The organism is Sorangium sp. So ce302, from assembly GCF_051530145.1.
GTDB lineage: Bacteria > Myxococcota_A > Polyangia > Polyangiales > Polyangiaceae > Sorangium > Sorangium cellulosum_B.
In genome coordinates, this window is sequence record NZ_CP150326.1 from 10,237,669 (window position 1) to 10,256,875 (window position 19,207).

Sequence of the window (19,207 nt, forward strand, 5' to 3'; positions counted from 1 at the left end):
GCGATGCAGGACCTCAACGATCTGCGCGACGCCATCGCGATCGTCGGGCTGAGCGGGCGGTTCCCGCAGGCGAACGATCCGGAGGCGTTCTGGAGGAACCTGCGCGATGGCAGGGAGTCCATCGCCCGCTTCACGGAAGAGGAGCTGATCGCCGCCGGGGTCCCTCGCGCCCAGGTGAGGGATCCGGGCTACGTCAAGGCGCGACCCAGCCTCGACAGGCCGGAGTGGTTCGACGCCGACTTCTTCGGATACAGCGAGCGGGAGGCGCAGTGGATCGATCCGCAGCAGCGGCTGTTCCTCGAGTGCGCGTACGAGGCGCTCGAGGACGCAGGTTACGACGCCGAGCGGTTCCCCGGCTGGATAGGCGTCTTCGCCGGCGCCAAGATGAACTCGTATCTCCTCGCGCATCGCCGCGCGCTGCTCCAGAAGTTCGAGTCCTCCGAGGCGATGCAGCTCCTGATCGCGAGCGACAAGGACTATCTGACGACGCGCGTCGCGTACAAACTCAACCTCAAGGGCCCGAGCATCAGCGTCCAGACGGCCTGCTCCACCGGGCTCGCGGCGGTCCATCAAGCATGCCAGAGCCTGCGCGCCGTCGAGTGCGACATGGCGATCGCGGGCGCGGCGTCGGTGATGTTCCCGGAGCGGCGCGGGTACTTCTACGAGAAGGGCGGGCCCACGTCTCCCGATGGCCACTGCCGTCCTTTCGACGCCGACGCCGCGGGGACCGTGTTCGGCGACGCGGTCGGGGTCGTCGTGCTGAGGCGGCTCGAGGACGCGATAGAGCAAGGCGATTTCATCCACGCGATCGTCCTCGGGTCCGCGACGAACAACGACGGCTCCGCCAAGGTCGGGTACACCGCCCCGAGCGTCGACGGGCAAGCCTCGGTGATCGTGATGGCGCACGAGGTGGCCGGCGTCCGAGCGGACACCATCGATTATGTCGAGGCGCACGGGACCGGCACGTCGCTGGGCGACCCCATCGAGGTCCGCGCCCTGGAGCAGGCCTTCCGGCGCGCCGCCGTCCCGCTCCGCCGGTGCGCCCTCGGATCGGTGAAAGGGAACGTGGGCCACTCGAACACGGCGGCCGGCATCGTCGGGCTCATCAAGACGGTGCTGGCGCTCCGGCACGCGCAGATCCCGGCCACGCTCCACTACCGGCGGCCCAACGCGGAGATCGACTTTGGCAGCTCCCCTTTTTATGTGAACACGGAGCTCCGCGCCTGGCCGAGGGACAGCGGCCCTCGGCGAGCCGGCGTGAGCTCGTTCGGGATCGGGGGGGCGAACGTGCACGCGGTCCTCCAGGAAGGGCCGGCCTATCACCCGACCCCCGGCGGAGAGAGCGAGATCCTGGCGCTGTCGGCCCGGAGCGAGGCGGCCCTGGCAGCGATGCGATCGCGCCTCGCGGAGCACCTCGAGGGGCACCCGGAGATCTCCTTGCGCGACGCGGCGTTCACGCTGCTCGAGGGGAGGCGGAGGTTCTCGCACCGTGATTTCGTCGTCGCGTCGTCGTCGCCCGACGCCGTCGCGCGGCTGCGCGCGCCCAGACCGGGGCGAGGGGCGCGGACGGGCGCCGCCGGCGTGGTGATGCTGTTCACCGGACAGGGGAGCCAGCACCCCGGAATGGGCCGGCCGCTGTACGAGGAGCACGCCGTCTTCCGGGAGACCCTGGACGAGTGCGCCGAGCGGCTCCGCCCGCTCCTTGGCCGCGATCTGAGAGCGCTGCTGTTCAACGGTCCGGCCGAGGAGCTCCGGGAGACGGAGATCGCTCAGCCGGCGTTGTTCGCCGTCGAGTACGCCGCGGCGCGGCTGCTCGAGGAGTCGTGGGGCGTGCGCGCCGAGGCGCTCCTCGGGCACAGCGTCGGCGAGCTCGTGGCGGCCTGCGTCGCGGGGGTGTTCTCGCTCGAGGACGGGCTCCGGGCGGTCGCGGTGCGCGCGAGGTTGATGCAGTCGCTGCCGCGCGGGGCGATGCTCGCGGTGCCGCTGTCCGAGGGGGCGGCGCTCGAGAGCCTGCCACAAGCGCTGTCGCTCGCCGCGGTGAACGGGCCCGAGCTGTGCGTCGTCTCCGGCCCCGAGGCGGCCATCGCGAGGTACGAGGCGCAGCTCGGCGCGCGCGGGATCAAGGGACGCCGGCTCCAGACCTCCCACGCCTTCCACTCCGCCGCGACCGAGCCGATCCTGGACGAGTTCCGCAGGGTCATGGCGGGGATCACGCTGCGGGAGCCCCGGATTCCCCTCCTCTCCAACGTCACCGGCGGGTGGATGACGGGCTCGATGGCGCGGAGCGCCCAGTACTGGGCTGACCACCTGCGGCGCGCGGTCCGCTTCGGCGACGGCGTCAAGGCGGCGCTCGAGGGCGAGGGACCGCATCTGTTCGTGGAGGTCGGGCCCGGCTCGACGCTGTGCTCGCTCGTGCGCGCGGGGCTCGGGGGGAACGCGGAGAGCGCGGCCGTTCCGCTGATGCCCGGGCCGGGCGACGCCGGGAAGGGCCGGCGCGTGCTGCTCGAGGCGGCCGGCGAGCTGTGGGCGCGCGGCGCCGACCTGCGCTGGCAGGCGGTATTCCCGGACGCCCGGGCGCGCCGCGTCCCGTTGCCGACCTACCCCTTCGAGCGGAGGCGCCACGCGGTCGAGGACGGCCTGCCAGAGCCGTCCGCGAGCGCGACGGAGACCGCGGCTCCCGAGGGCGCGGAGGGCACCGGAGGAGCGCGGCTGTTCCGGCTCCGCTGGTCTCGTCTCCACGAGGCCGCCCCGGTATCCCAGCCAGCGAACGAGGCGCCGTGGCTGCTCCTCACCGACGCAGACGAGGGCGCGGGCGCGCTCGAGGCGCACATCCGCGGCTCGGGCGCTCGCGTGATCACCGCCCGCCCCGGGCCGGCGTTCGCTGCGTCGGGCGACCTCGGTTTCGTCCTGCGCCCTGACAGCGAGGAGGATCTCCGGGCGCTATTCTCGACCCTCGACGGGCAAGGCGTCTTTCCCCGACGCATCGTCCACCTGTGGAGCGCGCTGGGGAGGCCGGGCGAGGACGCTGAAGAACTCCTGCGGAGGGGCTTGCTCAGCGTGTGCGCCGTCTCGCGGAGCCTCGGCGCCGCGCCGCCAGGGGCGGGGATCGAGCTCGCGATCGTGACCGGGGGAGCCCACGCGATCGCCGGCGAGACGACCCCTTCGCCGGACCATGCCGCGCTCGTCGGCCTCTGCCGCAGCCTGGGCAACGAGCTCGCCGGCGTCCGCTGTCGCGCCGTCGATGTGATCCCGCCGCGGGACGGGGAGACCACCACGTCGTGGGCACGGGCCGTCTTCCGGGAGCTCGCGGGCGAGCCGGAGCACGACCTCGTGCTGCTGCGCGCGCAGCAGCGCTGGGTGCCCGCGTTCCAGGCGATCCCTCCATCGCCGGCCGCGGAAGCGTCGCGCCTGCGGCGCGGGGGCGTCTACCTGATCACGGGCGCCTTCGGCGGGATCGGGCTGCGCCTTGCCGAGCACCTCGCGCGCGCCTGGTCGGCGAAGCTCGTGCTGATGGGGAGGACGCCGCTCCCGCCGCGATCGGAGTGGCCGAGCTACCGGGAGCGCGACGGGGCGCTGGCCGCGACCGCCGAGATCCTCGAGGCGCTCGGGCGGATGGAGGCGCAGGGCGCAGAGCTCGTCGTCGCCGCCGGGGACGTGGCCGAGCCGCAGGACGTGGCGCGCGTTTTCGCCGAGGCGAGGGCCCGCTTCGGGCGCGTCGACGGGATCTTCCACGGCGCCGGGGTTCCGGGCGCCGGTCCGCTCCAGACACGGACGAACGAGGAGATCTGCCGGGTGCTGTCGCCGAAGACCACCGGGACACGGAACCTCGCCGACCAGCTCGGGCAGGAGCGAGAGCAGCCGTTCCTCGTGCTGTTCTCATCGACGTTCTCCCATCTCGGGGCGATTGGACAGGCGGATTACGCCGCCGCGAACGCGTACCTCGACGCCTTCGCCGGGGCGCACCAGAGCGCGACCGGCAACCCGAGCTTCGCCGTCGCCTGGGACGGCTGGGAGCAGATCGGGATGGCGGCGCGGGCCGGGATCACCCCGCCAGGGCCCTTGCCGCCTGGGCCTAGGTCGAGCCTCCGGGGCCGCCACCCGCTGATCGACCGGGTCGACGGCGCGGCGACCGGGCCGCGGGTGTTCCACAAGCGGTTCAGCCTGGCGCGCGACTGGCCTGTCGCGGAGCACCGGACGCAGCGCGCCGGGCTGGTCTCCGGCACGACCCTGATCGAGATGGCGCGGGCCGCGGCCACGCTCGCGGGGATGGGCGCCGTCGAGCTGCACGAGGTCCGCTTCCATGCGCCCTGCCGCGTGGAGGACGGGGCGCCGCAGGACGTCTGTCTCGAGAGCGAGCGGAGCGGGGCGCGGGCCGAATTCTCGATCTTCGCACCGGGCCCCGCCGGGACCAGGGAGCGGCTCGCGTCAGGCACCTGGATACCCGCGCTCGACGAGACGCGCGAGCACGCGCCGGTCGAGTCGATCCGGCGGCGCTGCCGCCCTGCGGCCGCGCGGCAGCTCTTCGAGGCCGTCAACGCGAGCGGCTTGCTCCGGTGGGGACCTCGCTGGGACTGCATCGAATCGCTCCATGTCGGGGAGGACGAGGCGCTCGCCGAGCTCCGTCTTCGCCCGGAGTTCGCGGAGGACCTGTCCGTGTACGGTCTGCATCCGGCGCTGCTCGACGTGGCCACCTCGGTGACCGCCGTGCTCGACCCTCGAGGGATCTACCTCCCCGCGGGGTACGGCCGCGTGGCCTGCCTGGCGCCGACTCCAGCGCGGCTGTTCAGCCATGTTCGCCTGCGCCGGGAGGAGACCGAGCCTGGCCGTGTTCTCTCCGCGGACGTCACCCTGCTCGACGAGCAGGGGCGGGTCATCGCCGACGTCACCCGCTTTGTCCTCCAGCGCGTCCACGGCGGCGCCGGAGCCGCCCTCACCACGCCGTCGCACAGGATGTCGCGCGGCATCGACCCGGAGGACGGGATGAAGGCCATCGAGCAGATCCTCGCGCTCACCGGGCCCGAGCAGATCGTGGTCTCGCCGCGCGACTTCCCGGCCCTCGCCGAGCAGCAGCGCCGCGCCCGGCGGGAGCCCTCCGCGAGCCCGCGGCGACCCCTCGGCGACGACGAGCGGCCTCGCGACGAGATAGAGCGCGTGGTGTGCTCGCAGTGGGAGGAGCTGCTCGGCCGGCGGCCGATCGGCATCCACGACGAGTTCTTCAGCCTCGGCGGCCACTCGCTCCTGGCGATCCAGATCCTCTCGCGGATCAAGGACGCGTTCGACGTCGATCTGCCGAAGCAGGACATGTTCGAGGGGGCGACCGTCGCCCGGCTCGCCGAGAAGATCACGAGCGCGCTCGCCGAGCGCCTCGCGGTGCTCGAGTCGATGACAGACGCGGACGCGCCCGGCGAGCCGTCCTGAGCCGTGAACGCGCCGGAACCTGGGAGAGGAGCGTCGAGGTGAGCGAGCTAGAGCAGCGGATCAAAGGCCTGTCGTCCCAGGAGCTCAAGGCGCTCGTCGCGAAGCTGAAGGGACAACGTCCGTCCGGAGGCGGCGCGGCGGCGGGGCCGCAGCGGACCGGGACGCGGTCGAGGTTCCCCCTGTCGTTCGCGCAGCAGCGGCTCTGGTTCCTGTACCGGTACGCGCCGGACAGCCCTGCATACAACCTCCACGGGGCCGCGCGGCTCCGGGGCTCGCTCGACGCGGCCGCGCTCGAGCGGGCGATCTCGCTGCTCGTGGAGCGGCACGAGATCTTGCGGACGCGCTTCGGCGAGGACGCCGAGGAGGCCTACCAGGAGGTGCTACCGCCGTCCGGCGTCGCCGTGGCGGTCACGGATCTCTCCACGATGGATCCGGCGGCCCGCGAGCGCGAGCTCGCCCTCCGGTGCGCAGAGATCGCCCATGCGCCCTTCGTCCTGGAGCGAGGCGACCTCCTCCGGACAGCCCTCTTTCGCCTGACCGCAGAGGAGCACGTCCTGCTCATGGCGACTCACCATATCGCCAGCGACCACTGGAGCTGGGGCGTGCTGCTCCGGGACCTCGGCGCGCTCTACAATGAGCTGGCGGCGGGCCGCGCCCCGCGGCTGACCGAGCTGCCCGTCCGGTATGGCGATCACGCCGTCTGGCAGCGGAGCCAGTGGAGCCAGGAGCGCCTTCAACGAGCGCTCGCGTACTGGAAGGAGCGGCTGCGCGGCGCGCCGGCGCTCCTCGAGCTTCCGCTGGACCGGCCGCGCCCGGCCTCGCAGGCCCACCGGGGGGCGAAGGCGTCGCTCACGCTGTCACCCCGGCTCTCCGCGGCGGTGAAGGCGCTGTGCCAGCGGGAGGGAGTCACCCTCTTCATGGCGCTCCTCGCCGCGTACCAGATCCTCCTCTGTCGCGTCACGCAGAAGCTCGACGTCGTCGTCGGGTCGCCCGTCGCCGGGCGGACGCGGCGAGAGATCGAGCCGCTCGCCGGGATGTTCGTCAACAACATCGCGCTCCGCGCCGACCTCTCGGACAACCCCAGCTTCGTCGAGCTGCTCCGCCGCACGAAGCGCGGCGCGCTCGACGCCTTCGCGCACGACGATCTGCCGTTCGAGCTGCTCGTGGAGGCGCTGCAGCCCGAGCGGAGCACGTCCCACGCGGCGCTGTTCCAGACCCTGTTCATCCTGCAGACCGCGGCGGCCGATCTGCCGGCCTTCACGGGGCTCACGCTCGAGCCGGTCGAGGTGCCGGTGACGACGTCGAAGTTCGACTGGACCGTCGAGGCCTGGGACCGCCCGCAGGGCCTCCGGCTCGATCTGGAGTACGACACCGACCTGTTCCGCGGCGACACGGCGGAGCGGATGCTCAGGAGCTATGAAGCGCTCCTGCGCGCGGCGGCCGCGCGCCCCGACACGCGCGTGCTCCACCTGCCGGTCGTGCACGAGGCCGACGCGCTGCACCTCGAGCAATGGAACCGGACAGAGCGACCTTTTCCCGAGGAGCTCTGCGTCCACGAGCTCTTCGAGCGGCAGGCGCAGCGCCATCCCGAGCGCGTCGCGCTCTCGTTCGGTGAGGGCGAGATCACCTACGGAGAGCTCGACCGCGCCTCGGCCCGCCTCGCGCGCCGGCTGCGCGCGATGGGCGTCGGCCCCGACGTCCCGGTGGCGATCTGCATGGAGCGATCGATCGATCTCGTCATCGGGTTGCTCGCGATCCTGAGATCGGGCGGCGCCTACGTGCCCCTGGATCCCGCGCTGCCGGGCGAGCGCATCGCCTATATCCTGCGCGACGTCGGGGCCGCCGTCCTGCTCACGCAGCGCGCGCTGCGGCTCCCGCTCGCCGGCGAGCCGCAGCGGACGGCGTTCTTCGAGGATCTCACCGCGGACTCCGGCCTGGCCGAGGAGCCGCTCGCGGCGCCGCCCTGCAGCCGGAACCTCGCCTACATCATCTATACATCGGGCTCGACCGGGCACCCCAAAGGCGTGCAGGTCGAGCACCGCAGCGTCGTGAATTTCCTTGAGGCGATGCGGGAAAGCCCCGGCCTCGACGCCGGCGACGTGCTGCTGTCGGTGACCACGGCGTCCTTCGATATCTCCGTCCTGGAGCTGTTTTTGCCGCTGAGCGTCGGCGGAAGGACGGTCCTCGTGTCCGCCGCCGAAGCGCGGGACGGCGCCGCGCTCCTGCGCGCGCTGGAGAGCTCGGGAGCGACGGTCATGCAGGCGACGCCGAGCACGTGGCGCCTCCTGCTCGCGGCGGGGTGGACGGCCAGCCCGCGCCTCCGCGCGCTGGCAGGCGGGGAGGCGCTGCCGCCGGAGCTCGCCCGGGAGATCAGCGCGCGCGCTGGCTGCCTCTGGAACCTGTATGGCCCGACGGAGACGACCGTGTGGTCCGCCGCGGCGCGCGTCGACGATCCGGACAGGATCACCCTGGGATCCCCGATCGCCAACACGCGCATCTACCTCCTGGACGAGCGGCGCGAGCGGCTCCCGATCGGCGTGGCCGGGGAGCTGTACATCGGCGGAGCGGGCCTGGCCCGCGGGTATCACGGCCGGCCTGACCTGACCCGGGAGCGGTTCGTGGAAGACCCGTTCTCGCCGGCGCCGGGCGCGCGGATGTACCGCACCGGCGACCTGGCGCGGATCACGCACGACGGGCGGATCGAGTTCCTCGGCCGGATCGATCATCAGGTGAAGATCCGCGGCTTCCGCGTCGAGCTCGGCGAGATCGAGGCGACCGTGGCGCGCCACCCCGGCGTCAGGGAGTGCGTCTGCGCGGCGCACCGGGACGCGGTGGGCGAGGCGGTGCTCGTGACCTATTACGTGCCCGCGGCGGGGCCTGTGAGCCCCGAGGCGCTCAGGGCGCACGCGCGCGCGTTCTTGCCCGAAGCCATGCTCCCGGCGCGCTTCGTCGAGCTGCCCCGGCTGCCGCAGACGCCGAACGGCAAGATCGACCGCAAGGCGCTCCCGGGCCTGGACGCGCTGGAGCGCGCGCCGGCGCGCGATCGGCAGGAGCCGGCGACCGAGATGGAGAGGCTCGTGGCCGCTGTCTGGGAAGAGCTCCTCGGGCGCGCGCCGGGCAGGACCGACCATTTCTTCGAGCTCGGGGGCCATTCGCTGCTCGCGATGCGCGCCGTCTCCCGCATCCGCGAGCGCGCCGGCGCCGAGGTGCCGCTCCGGTGGCTGTTCGACACGCCGGCGCTCGCCGATCTGGCTCAACGGATCGAGCAGCTCGCGCGCCCGTCGGTGCGTCCGGCGCTGCGCCGGCGCGACCCGGGCGGGGTGATCCCGCTGTCCTACGCGCAGACGCGGCTCTGGTTTTTGGACCGGCTGGCGCCCGGGACAGGGGCCTACAACGTCGGAGGTGCGGCCGAGATCGCGGGGCCCCTGTGCGTGCGCTCCCTGGAGCGCGCGATCCACGCCGTCATCGAGCGGCACGAGGCCCTCCGCACCGTGTTCCGCGTCGTGGACGGGGCTCCCGTCCAGATCGTCCAGCCGTCAGCGCAGCTCGACTTCGAGGAGATCGATCACCGGGCGCTCGCTCGGGACGCGCGCGAGGCGACGGCGCTCGCGCGGCTGCGGCGGATGGCCGGGCGCCCGTTCGACCTCGCCACGGGCCCCCTCGTGCGGGCCGAGCTCGCGCAGATCGACGACGAGCGGTACCTGTTCGCGTTCGCGATGCACCACATCGTGACGGACGGCTGGTCGCACGAGATCTTCGTGCGCGAGCTCGCCGCCGCCTATGGAGCGATCTCGGCGGGCGAGCGCCCGCGCTGGGAGCCGCTCCCGATCCAGCACGGCGACCACGCGGTCCACGAGCGGCAGCGCTGGGACGAGGCGGCGCGGGGCGAGGAGATCGCCTTCTGGAAGGCCGAGCTCGCGGGGGCCAGTCAAACGCTCGATCTCCCGACGGATCACCCTCGCCCTGCGGAGAAGCGGTATCAGGGGGCGCGGCACCACGTCCGCTTCTCGCGAGCGCTGACCGAGGCCGTCGAGGAGCTCGGCCGCGCGCGCGGCGCGACGCCGTTCATGGTCCTGATGGCCGGGTTCCTCGGGCTGCTCCACCGGCTCAGCGGGCAGGCGGACCTCCTCGTCGGGACGCCGATCGCGGGGCGTGATCACCGCGAGCTCGAGGACGTCATCGGGTGCTTCGTGAACACCCTTGTCTTCCGCGGCGACCTCGGGGACGACCCGCCCTTCAGCGCGCTCCTCGCGCGGGTGCGCGGCACGGCGGTGCGCGTGTTCGCGCACGCCGACATCCCCTTCGAGCGGCTCGTCAACGCCGTTCGACCGGAGCGAGACCTCGGCCGGACTCCGCTGTTCCAGGTGATGTTCGCCTTCCAGCCCAAGGTGCCCGCGCCGGTCGCGCTGGGGCGGGCGCGGGTGACGCCGATCGACCTCGATCCGGGGACGTCGCAGTACGACATCACCCTGTCGATGCAGCACGACGGAGCGACCCTGAGCGGCCATATCGAGTACGACACGGCGCTGTTCGGCGAGGCGACGATCGCGCGCCACGCCGAGCTCCTCCAGCGCCTCCTCGCCGAGGCGGCGCGTGAGCCCGACAAGAGGGTCTCGGCGCTCCTCCGCGGCGAGGCGCTCGGACCCGCGACAGCGGCGGCCGCGCGCCGGGCGCTCTCGGCGCCCGCTCTCCCGTTCGTGCGGAGCGACCTCGCGGGGCAGCCTCCTCGGCTCGTCCGCCACGCCCGGCGCGTCGACGCCGGGCTCGTCCGCGGGCTCGAGGCGCGCGCTGCGCTCCTCGGCGCGGCCCCGGGCGCGGCCGTCGCCGCCGCCTTCGCGCAGGCGGTCGCCGCGTGGAGCACGTCGCCGCTGGCCGTCGTGGTCGGCGCGCCGGGCGAGCCGGCGAACGGAATGCTGTCCGTCTCCATCGGCGCCGGGAGTGGGCAGATCGAGGTGAGCCGCGGCGGCGAGGCGCCATTCGTCGACCTCGTCCGGGCCTTCGACGAGGCCATCGCGCTCGCCGCGCCCGGAACACGAGCGCCGGACGAAGCCGTGCGTCACCCCGGCGCGACGGCCGTCAGGCTGCACGTCGCTGGGCCCTTCCGACCCGAGGGAGGAGGACCAGGCACGCAGGCTCCCTGCATCGAGCACGAGATCCAGCAGGACCAGGGTGGCTTCATGCTGAGCTTCGGCGCCGCCGACGATCTGTTCCCTGAAGGCCTCGCGGCGGATCTCCTGGAGGCCTACGAGGCGCTCCTGAGCCGTCTCTCCCGGGACGGTGCGCCCTGGACCAGCGCGGCGGCCATCGAGCTCCCGGAGCGGCAGCGCGCTGTCCGCGCCGGCGTCAACAGCACCACCCGTGAGGTCTCGAGCGATCTCCTGCACAGCGGGTTCATGCGGCAAGCGGCGCTGCAGCCCGCTGCGCCGGCGGTCATCAGCCCCGAGAGGACGCTCACCTACGGAGAGCTCGATCGGAGGAGCAGCGCGCTCGCCCGGCGCCTTCGCGCGCTCGGAGCCCGGCCGAACGCGCTCGTCGCGGTGGCCGCGGCGAAGGGGTGGGCGCAGATCGTCGCGATTTTGGCGGCCCTCAAATCGGGGGCGGCGTACCTGCCCGTCGATCCGGAGTGGCCCATCGAGCGCATCCGCTCGGTCCTGGATCAGGGACAGGTGGAGATCGTCCTCACGCAGGAGCGCCTGGCCTCCTCGCTGGCCTGGCCCGACGCCCTGCGCCTGATCGCGGTCGACGACGACGGCGCGTCCGCGCCGGAGGACGACAGCCCGGTCGCGGCGGTCCAGGGGCCGGACGATCTCGCCTATGTGCTGTTCACGTCGGGCTCGACGGGGAAGCCCAAGGGCGTGGCGCTCGATCACCGCGGCCCGCTGAACACGATCCTCGAGATCAACGAGCGCTTCCAGGTCTCTGCCTCCGATCGCGCCCTCGCGCTCTCCGCCGTTCACTTCGATCTCTCGGTGTACGACGTGTTCGGTCTGCTCGGCGCGGGAGGCGCCCTGGTCCTCCCCTCGCCCGAGGCGGCGCGGGATCCGGCGCACTGGCGGCAGCTCATCGAGACCCACCGGGTCACCGTCTGGAACTCGGTGCCTGCGCTGATGCAGATGTTCGTCGAGCACCTCGGCGGCGGTCCTCTGGCGTGCCCCTCGCTGCGCTGGGTCATCCTGAGCGGCGACTGGATCCCCGTGCCCCTGCCCGATCAGATCCGCCGCGCTTGCCCGGGGGCGCGGGTCATCGGGGCAGGAGGGCCGACGGAGACGTCGATCTGGTCGATCTTCTATCCCGTCGGAGAGGTGGACTCGACCTGGCAAAGCATCCCTTACGGCAAGCCCCTCCCAAACCAGCGTGTCCACGTGCTCGACGAGCGCATGCGGCCGTGTCCCGACTGGGTCGTCGGCCGCATGTACGTCGGTGGGATCTGCCTCGCCCGCGGCTACTACCGGGATCCTGCGCAGACCGCGGAGCGCTTCCTCGAGCACCCGGAGACGGGCGAGCAGCTCTACTGGACAGGCGATCTCGGGCGATTCCTTCCGGACGGGAACATCGAGTTCATCGGACGGGAAGACTTCCAGGTGAAGATCCAGGGAAACCGCATCGAGCTCGGGGAGATCGAGGCCGCGCTGGCGCAGCACCCCGACGTCAAGCAAGCGGTGGTGTGCGTGGAGTCGACCCCGAGCGGGGCCAGGCGCCTCGTCGCCTGCTACGTGGCGGAGCGGGGCGCCGCGCTCGAGCCTCGCGTCCTGGAGGAGGCCGTCGCCGCGAGGCTGCCGCAGTACATGGTGCCCGGCGCGTGGATCGCGCTGGAGCGCCTGCCGCTGACGGCCAACGGCAAGGTCGATCGGAGGGCGCTCCTCGAGCTCGCCGCGCAGCGCCACGAGGGGGCCATCGCGGCTTACCGGGCGCCGTCGTCGGAGGCAGAGCGCCGGATGGCCGCGCTCTGGGCCGGCGTCCTCAAGCTGGATCGGGTGGGCGTGGACGACAATTTCTTCGCGCTCGGAGGGGATTCGCTCCTTGGCATTGCGCTGGTCGAGCGGGCGCGGGAGGCGGGGCTCAATGTCACGCCGAGGCAGCTCTTCCAGCACCAGACGATCGCGCGCCTTTCGGCCGCTTGCGCCTCCCCGGACCGCCCGGCGGTGGACGTGGAACCAGAGAATGGGGAGCGGCCGCTCACCGTCCTCCAGCGCTGGTATCTGGAGGAGGCCCGCGAGCGCACCCGCCCGGCGCGCTGGAACGTGAACCTGCTGCTGGAGGCCGTGGCGCCGCTCGATCTCGACAGGCTCGCGCGCGCTTCGCTGATCCTCGCAAACCGCCACGAGGCGCTCCGCGCGCGCTTCGAGCGCGCCCCGAGCGGCGTTCGCCAGGTGATCGACGTGCCGTGGACCGAGGCGCCGTTCGCCTGCGTGGATCTGTCCAGGGTCCCGGAGGATCGGCGCCGGGCCGAGCTCGAGCGGCATTGCGATCGCATGCAGGACGAGGTCGAGCTCGAGCGCGGGCGGCTGTTCCGGATCGTGTTTTTCCGGTGGGACGAGGAGGGGCGAGGCCGGTTGTGGCTCAACGCGCACCACCTCGTCGTCGACTGGATGTCGATGATGATCGCCGCGCTCGATCTGCAATCCATCTACGATCAGCTCGCGACGACGGCCACGCCCCGCCTGCCGCCCACGGGCGTTTCGTCCGGCCGCTGGACGCGCGCGCTGGAGCGGTGGGTGAGCGATGAGATCCTGCCGAACGAACGCGCCTACTGGCTCTCGCTGCCCTGGGACGAGATCGATCTCCTCCCGGCGGACCATCCGGCGACGCGTCATCTCTATACCGTGGAGTCGGTCCGCGATCACTGGGCGTCGCTGCCAGAGCAGGAGTCCCAGGTCATCTTGCGGGACCTGCCGGCGCGCTTCGGGGTGAGCACGGAGCACGCGCTCATCGCCGCGGTCCTCCGCGGCGTGACCGCCTGGACGGGCCGCGATTGGCAGGACATCATGGTCCTCAACTCGGGGCGTGATCTGATGCCCCATCACCCGGAGCTCGACGCGTCGCGCACGGTGGGCTGGCTGAGCGCCGAGCGGGTGCTCGTGCTCCGGCGCCCGAGCCAGCAAGAGCCCCTCGCGGCGCTGCTCGAGGCGAGCCGGCAGATCGATCGCATCCCGAACGGGGGCCATGGCTACAACCTCCTCAAGTACCTGGGAGGCGACGCCCGGCTCAGCGCGGAGCTCGGACGGCTCCGGAAGCGACCGGGGATCCTGTTCAATTACCAGGGGCGCATCGAGCCGCCTGCGCCGGGCTCGATCCTCCGCGTGGCGAGTGAGTCCACAGGCTACGACGAGGCGGCGACGAACCTGCGGTTCAACCTGTTCGAGTGCCACGTCCTCGTCCGCGGAGGGGCCCTGACGTTCCGGTGGCGCTACAGCGCGAACGTGCACGCGCCAGCGACCGCGCAGCGGGTCGCCGGCGCCGTCATCGACGATCTGCGTGCGATCGCGCGCGCGTGCGGGTGAGCGGAGCCCGCGCCCGTGCGCGCGGCGGCGCGAGGGATGGATGGACACACCACGTTTGGATGAGCCCATATGAAGACGTACGCAATCCAGTTGCCGGATCAGAGGGTCGTTCACGATCGCGTCCCCGACATGGCGAAGACGCTGCATCTCCAGGTGCAGGGCTACTTCAGGCCTCGCGTGCAGAGCCTCCTGGCCAGCGGAGAGGTGACCGTGATCGACGTCGGCGCGAACATCGGCCTCTTCGCGCTCGAGGTGCTGAAGCGCACCGGCGGACGGGCGCGGATCCACTGCTTCGAGCCGATCCCCGAGACCTACGAGCTCCTCCGGATGAACCTGAGATCGTCCGGATCGGAGCGCGTGCGCCTGCACCGCGCGGGTCTGGGCCGGACCGCGGGCACCGCGACGTTCCACTACGCGCCACGCCAGGGCGCCATCTCGAGCATGTACGACATGATGGCGAGCGACGACAAAGAAGCCACGCTCGCAGCCATCTACGACGAACGGATCCGGGAGAAGCACCACGCGGATCTGCCGGCAACCATGAAGCACCTCCCGCGCGCGGTGAACTCGCTGCTCATTGACTGTCACGGCTGGTGGATGAGGCGCGGCATGAGGCGCGTGGAATGCGAGCTCGCGACGCTGTCCGAGCTCATCGAACGGGAGCAGATCGGGCAGATCGACCTGCTCAAGATCGACGTCGAGAAGGCCGAGATCGACGTGCTGGAAGGCATTCGCCCCGGCGACTGGAGGAGGATCCGGGCGGTCGTCCTCGAGCTGCACGACTTCGGCGGGAGAGGCGAGCGCGTCCGGCGGATGCTGCGCGATCACGGGTTCGAGGTGGAGACCGACCAGATCTGCCCCGAGGACGTGATCGTCACCATGGCGGGATACCGGTAGAATGCGGGGGAGCGCCGGCCGCGGGGCGCTCGGCGGCTCCCCCCCTCCTCCGCCGTCAATGGCCGGTGGCAGGCAGCAGTCGCACCACGCGCTGCGACCAGAGCTCGATCAGCTCGGCGATCACCGCCTCCCGATCCTCCACGCCGTCGAGCAGCTCCCGAAGCCGCTTCCGTCCGTCGGCCCGCCACAGGACATCGAACGTCTCGGCGGAGACCGGGGTCCGGGCATCATTGTAGGTCGTGACCATCGCGCGCTCGACCTCGTAGCCGCCCGGCGTGGGCCCTCGCAGCGAGAGCAGCTTCACGAAGGTCGGAAACGAGGGGACGAGCTCCGCATAGGCCGACAGCGGCGCGGGCTCCTTGTGGACGAGGTGGTCGCCGACGATGAGCTTGTCGAGCCGCGTCGTCAGAAAACAGGTCACGCAATCGTCGACCGAATCGACGATCGGCTCGGCGTTGTTGTTGAACGAGGTGTTGAGCACCACCGGCACGCCGGTGAGGTCGCCGAAGGCCCGGATGAGCTGCCAGAAGCGCGGGTTCGTGCGCCTGGAGACCGTCTGGACCCGCGCGGTCCCGTCCACGTGCGTGACGGCGCCGAGCTGCTGTCGCTTCTGTTCGTGGACGGGCACGGTGAAGATCATGAAGGGCATGGCCTCCGCGCCGCCGAGATCGAAATAGTCGCGCGCGTCCTCCTCCGTCACCGCGGGCGCGAAGGGCCGGAACTCCTCGCGCTTCTTCACCATGGCGTTGATGAGGTCCTTGTTCGCCGCCGGCCTGGGATCCGCCAGGATGCTGCGGTTGCCGAGCGCGCGGGGGCCGAACTCGGACCGCCCCTGGGCCCACCCGATCACGCTGCCCGCCGCGAGCAGCTCGGCGGCGGCCTTCGGCGCATCGGCGAGCTCCTCGACACGGATGAAATCGCGCCACGCGTCGAGCGCTCTCCGGACCTCCCCCCGCTCGCCGATGTGCCTTCCCCAGTACAGATGGCTTATCGCGGGCGGCCGCCGCGCCGGGGCCTTTCGCGAGTGCACGGCCATGGCGGCGCCGAGCGCGCAGCCGGCGTCGTGCGCGGCCGGCTGGACGAACACCCGCTCGAACAGCCCGGAGCGGAGGATCTTCCCGTTCAAGGTGCAGTTGTGCGCGACGCCGCCCGCGAAGCAGAGGCTCACCTGCCGGGTCTCGCGCTGGAAGTACCGCAGGCAATGGAAGACGATGGTCTCGAGCGCCTCCTGGAGCGAGGCGGCGATGTCCTTGTGGTCCTGCGTGATCGGCTCCCGCGGCGCGCGCGGCCGGATCGCGCCGTGGAGGTCGACGATCTTGTCGAAGTCGATGGCCCATGCGCCCTCCGGGAGCAGCGTGAACATCGCCTGGAACAGCGCCCGGTACCTGCTCGGATCGCCGTACGGGGCGAGCCCCATGACCTTGTACTCGTCGAACAGCGAGAACCCGAGGAACCGTATCACCTGGACGTAGAAATTGCCCAGCGAGTCCCGCTCCGGGATGTCTCTCAGCGAGTGAAGCGCTCCGCCGGAGCCGACGGAGACGGAGCCCGACTCGCCGTCGCCACAGCCGTCGAGCGTCAGGACGAGGCTGCTCTCGTACCCCGAGCCGATCAGGGCGCTCATCGCGTGGGCCGTGTGATGCTTGACGAACTGGATGCGCTCGGGCCTCACGTCGACGCCGAACTCGGCGAGCACGAGGCGCCTCATGACGTCGTTCGCCGTACGCAGCTCGGGGTCTGCGGAGAAGAGCCCGCGCTTCACCTGGGCGTCGCACCAGCCTTCGCTGATGTAAAAGCAGAGGTAGTCGACCTCGTCGACGCGGAGCCCCCGGCCCTCCAGGCAGAAGCGGGCCGCCTGGAAGGGGGCCTTGTTCGAGTGCTTGAGGCGGTTCAGCCGCTCCTGCTCGATCGCCGCGACGACCTCTCCGTCCTCGAGGAGGACGGCGGCGCCGTCATGCGACGTCGCCGCATTGAATGCTGGTCTCGGATAACCGATATGGTCCGGCTCGTGGCCTCCGCTGATTCCAAGGATTCGCATGAATGGAGGGTAGCTTTCGAATGCGATAAGTAAAGCTCGCTCACCGGCAAATCGACGCGCTGACGGGGCGTTCAATGCGAGATTCAAGCGGCGCGATCGACGCGCCGAACGGGGCTGCTTTCATTTTGTAGAAAGCAATCTGTATGACGAGGTCGCAGGCTGGCGTCGACGTCGCCGAACCACGATTGTTCGACGTTCGGTCGTTTCGATTCGGCTATCTTCGGGCTGCTCGCCGCGGGTCAGAGCTGAATCACTGCGACGCCGGGTCCGCGCTCATGCTTTGACCGGCGCCTCGGGATCCGCTCACGCGCCGGCCGCCGCCGCGGCCTCGATCAGCGCTGGCTCCAGCGCATCCGCTCGGTGGCCGAGGCCTCTCGCGCTGGAGGGCTCGTGCGCCCGCCAGAGATCCATCATCCGGCGATACGCCCCGCCGCGGCGGAGGAGCGCCGCGGGCGGGCCCTGCTCGACGACGCGCCCGCCCTCGATGACGACGACGCGGTCGGCGCGCAGGGTGGTGGAGAGCCGGTGCGCGATGAGCAGCGTGGTGCGGCCCCGCGAGAGCCCCTCGATGGCCCGCTGCACCGCGGTCTCGCTCTCGATATCGAGGCTGCTCGTGGGCTCGTCGAGGATCACGACCGACGGGTCCTTGAGCAGCGTGCGCGCGATCGCGAGGCGCTGCCGCTCCCCGCCGGAGAGCGCCACGCCGCCGCGGCCGACGAGGGTCTGATACCCGAGGGGGAGCCGCTCGATGAACTCCTCGGCGCAGGCGGCGCTCACCGCGGCGCGGAGCGCCTCGTTCGTCGCGTCGGGCGAGCCATACCGGAGGTTCGCCTCGATGGTGTCCTCGAAGAGGAACGGCTCCTGCGTGACGATGCCGAGCTTCCGCCGGAGCGCGCGCTGCGACAGCGCCCGGAGGTCGAGCCCGTCGATGCGGATCGTCCCGGAGGTCGGATCGTGCAGCCGCAGGAGCAGATCGGCGAGCGTGCTCTTCCCGGCGCCGCTCGGGCCCACGACCGCCACGAACTCGCCGGCGCGGATCGAGAGCGAGACCCCGTCGATGACCGCACGCCCGGCGGCGTGCTGGTAGCGGAAGCTCACCTGGTCGAGCTCGAGGTCGCCGCGGATGTGCTCCGGGCTCACGGCGCGCTCCGGATCGGCGACCGCGACCTCGGCGTCGAGCACGCCGAAGATCGCCGCCAGGCCGACCTCGGCGCGGCGCGCCGTCTCGTAGACGCCGAGGAGCGTCTGCGCGGGGCCATAGAGGCCGCCGACATAGCCGAGGAACGCGACAAGCGTGCCCACGCCGAGCTCCCCGCGGAGGACGAGGAGGCCCCCCACGCCGAGCAGCGCCACACGGCCGATGTTGACGCAGACGCTCCGGCCCGCGGAGAGCCGCGTCTGGAGACGGATGCTCTGGAGCACCTCGCCCTGCGCCTCCTCGACGGAACGGATGAACCGGGCGTGCTCGTCCGCCTCGCGCGCGAACGCCTTGACCGTCTTGATGCCCGAGAGCACCTGCTGAAAGCGGTTGTAGATCCCGCACCAGCGGTCGAGCACCTCGCGCTCGCGCTCCACGAGGCGCGCTGTCGTCGCCCTGCCGAAGAGGAGCGGAGGCACGATGAACCCGACCGCGACCAGCGCGAGCAGCGGGCTCAGCCGGAGCATGATCCCGAGCGAGACCACGAGGTAGACGAGCGCCGGGAAGAGCTGGAACGCGACCGAAGCAAGGCAGTCCATGAGCGACGTGATGCCGCGATCGACCCGCGTCATCGTCTCTCCGACGCCCCTCTCCTGATGGTACGAGAGGGGCAGCGCGTGCAGCCGCGCGGTGGTCTCGTCGAGCAGGTCGCGGTTGATGCGGAGCCGCACCCGCCACACGGCGAACGCCCCCAGGCCCTCCGCGATCTGCCGGAGGACGACGAGCGCGCACAGGGCGAGCGTCAGGCAGGCGAGGGCCCGGGCGCTCTGCTCCCCGGGCGCGGCCGGCCCGCTCCCGGAGCCAAAGACACCAGCGCTCGCCGAGATCTGGTCGAAGATCGCGCGGTGCGCGAGCGGCTCGAGCGCGGGCAGGCCGCCCGAGACGAGCGTGAGCGCGAGGCACACGGAAAGTCTCGCGCGATGGGGAGATAAGTAATTCAGACTCCGGCGCAGGTCACGAATCAGGGATCGCTTCACGGCCAATGCTCATTCGCGCCTCATCGCAGCGCAGGAGAAGGCGCCAGGCGCGGCCGGATACGAGCAGGGGATAGCCCTAGGCGCAACGGTCTTCTCTGCGCGATCGAATGGAATCATCGGTGCCCCAGGAACCTGCGGAGCCGAGGGATCCTGGGAGTCTGGGTCACGCGCCGGCGCG

At 71.7% G+C, this 19,207-nt stretch carries 5 protein-coding genes; 3 read left to right on the plus strand and 2 right to left on the minus strand.

Going from position 1 to position 19,207, the window contains the following annotated elements; translation table 11 throughout:
* Window positions 1-3: 3 nt before the first annotated feature.
* The 3 genes from WME73_RS38755 (at window position 4) to WME73_RS38765 (ending at window position 14,816) form a co-directional block, all read left to right on the plus strand.
* Window positions 4-5,418 carry an SDR family NAD(P)-dependent oxidoreductase gene (locus WME73_RS38755; RefSeq protein WP_437912862.1) on the plus strand — a complete coding sequence of 1,805 codons (5,415 nt, stop codon included), beginning with the start codon at window positions 4-6 and terminating at the stop codon, window positions 5,416-5,418.
* Window positions 5,419-5,456: 38 nt separating this feature from the next.
* The gene (locus WME73_RS38760) at window positions 5,457-13,919 is read left to right on the plus strand and encodes an amino acid adenylation domain-containing protein (RefSeq protein WP_437912863.1); all 8,463 of its coding nucleotides are present in this window, start codon (window positions 5,457-5,459) and stop codon (window positions 13,917-13,919) included.
* A 69-nt stretch (window positions 13,920-13,988) separates the two neighbouring features.
* Window positions 13,989-14,816: an FkbM family methyltransferase gene (locus WME73_RS38765; protein ID WP_437912864.1), complete on the plus strand. Its 828-nt coding sequence runs from the start codon at window positions 13,989-13,991 to the stop codon at window positions 14,814-14,816.
* Window positions 14,817-14,871: 55 nt separating this feature from the next.
* On the opposite strand, the gene WME73_RS38770 is transcribed toward WME73_RS38765, so the two are convergent.
* Together WME73_RS38770 and WME73_RS38775 are read right to left on the minus strand one after the other, a co-directional pair.
* On the minus strand, window positions 14,872-16,854 hold the full coding sequence (locus WME73_RS38770) for a carbamoyltransferase family protein (RefSeq protein WP_437912865.1): 1,983 nt from the start codon (window positions 16,852-16,854) through the stop codon (window positions 14,872-14,874).
* A 303-nt stretch (window positions 16,855-17,157) separates the two neighbouring features.
* Window positions 17,158-18,957 (minus strand): ABC transporter ATP-binding protein, encoded by a 1,800-nt coding sequence (locus tag WME73_RS38775; RefSeq protein ID WP_437912866.1) that lies wholly within the window; start codon window positions 18,955-18,957, stop codon window positions 17,158-17,160.
* Window positions 18,958-19,207: the final 250 nt, after the last annotated feature.

Excerpts from the sequence above, each read along its gene's own strand:
- WME73_RS38755 (WP_437912862.1), top strand. The coding sequence starts at position 4 with ATGCAGGACCTCAACGATCTGCGCGACGCCATCGCGATCGTCGGGCTG.
- WME73_RS38765 (WP_437912864.1), top strand. The coding sequence starts at position 13,989 with ATGAAGACGTACGCAATCCAGTTGCCGGATCAGAGGGTCGTTCACGAT.
- WME73_RS38770 (WP_437912865.1), bottom strand. The coding sequence starts at position 16,854 with ATGCGAATCCTTGGAATCAGCGGAGGCCACGAGCCGGACCATATCGGT.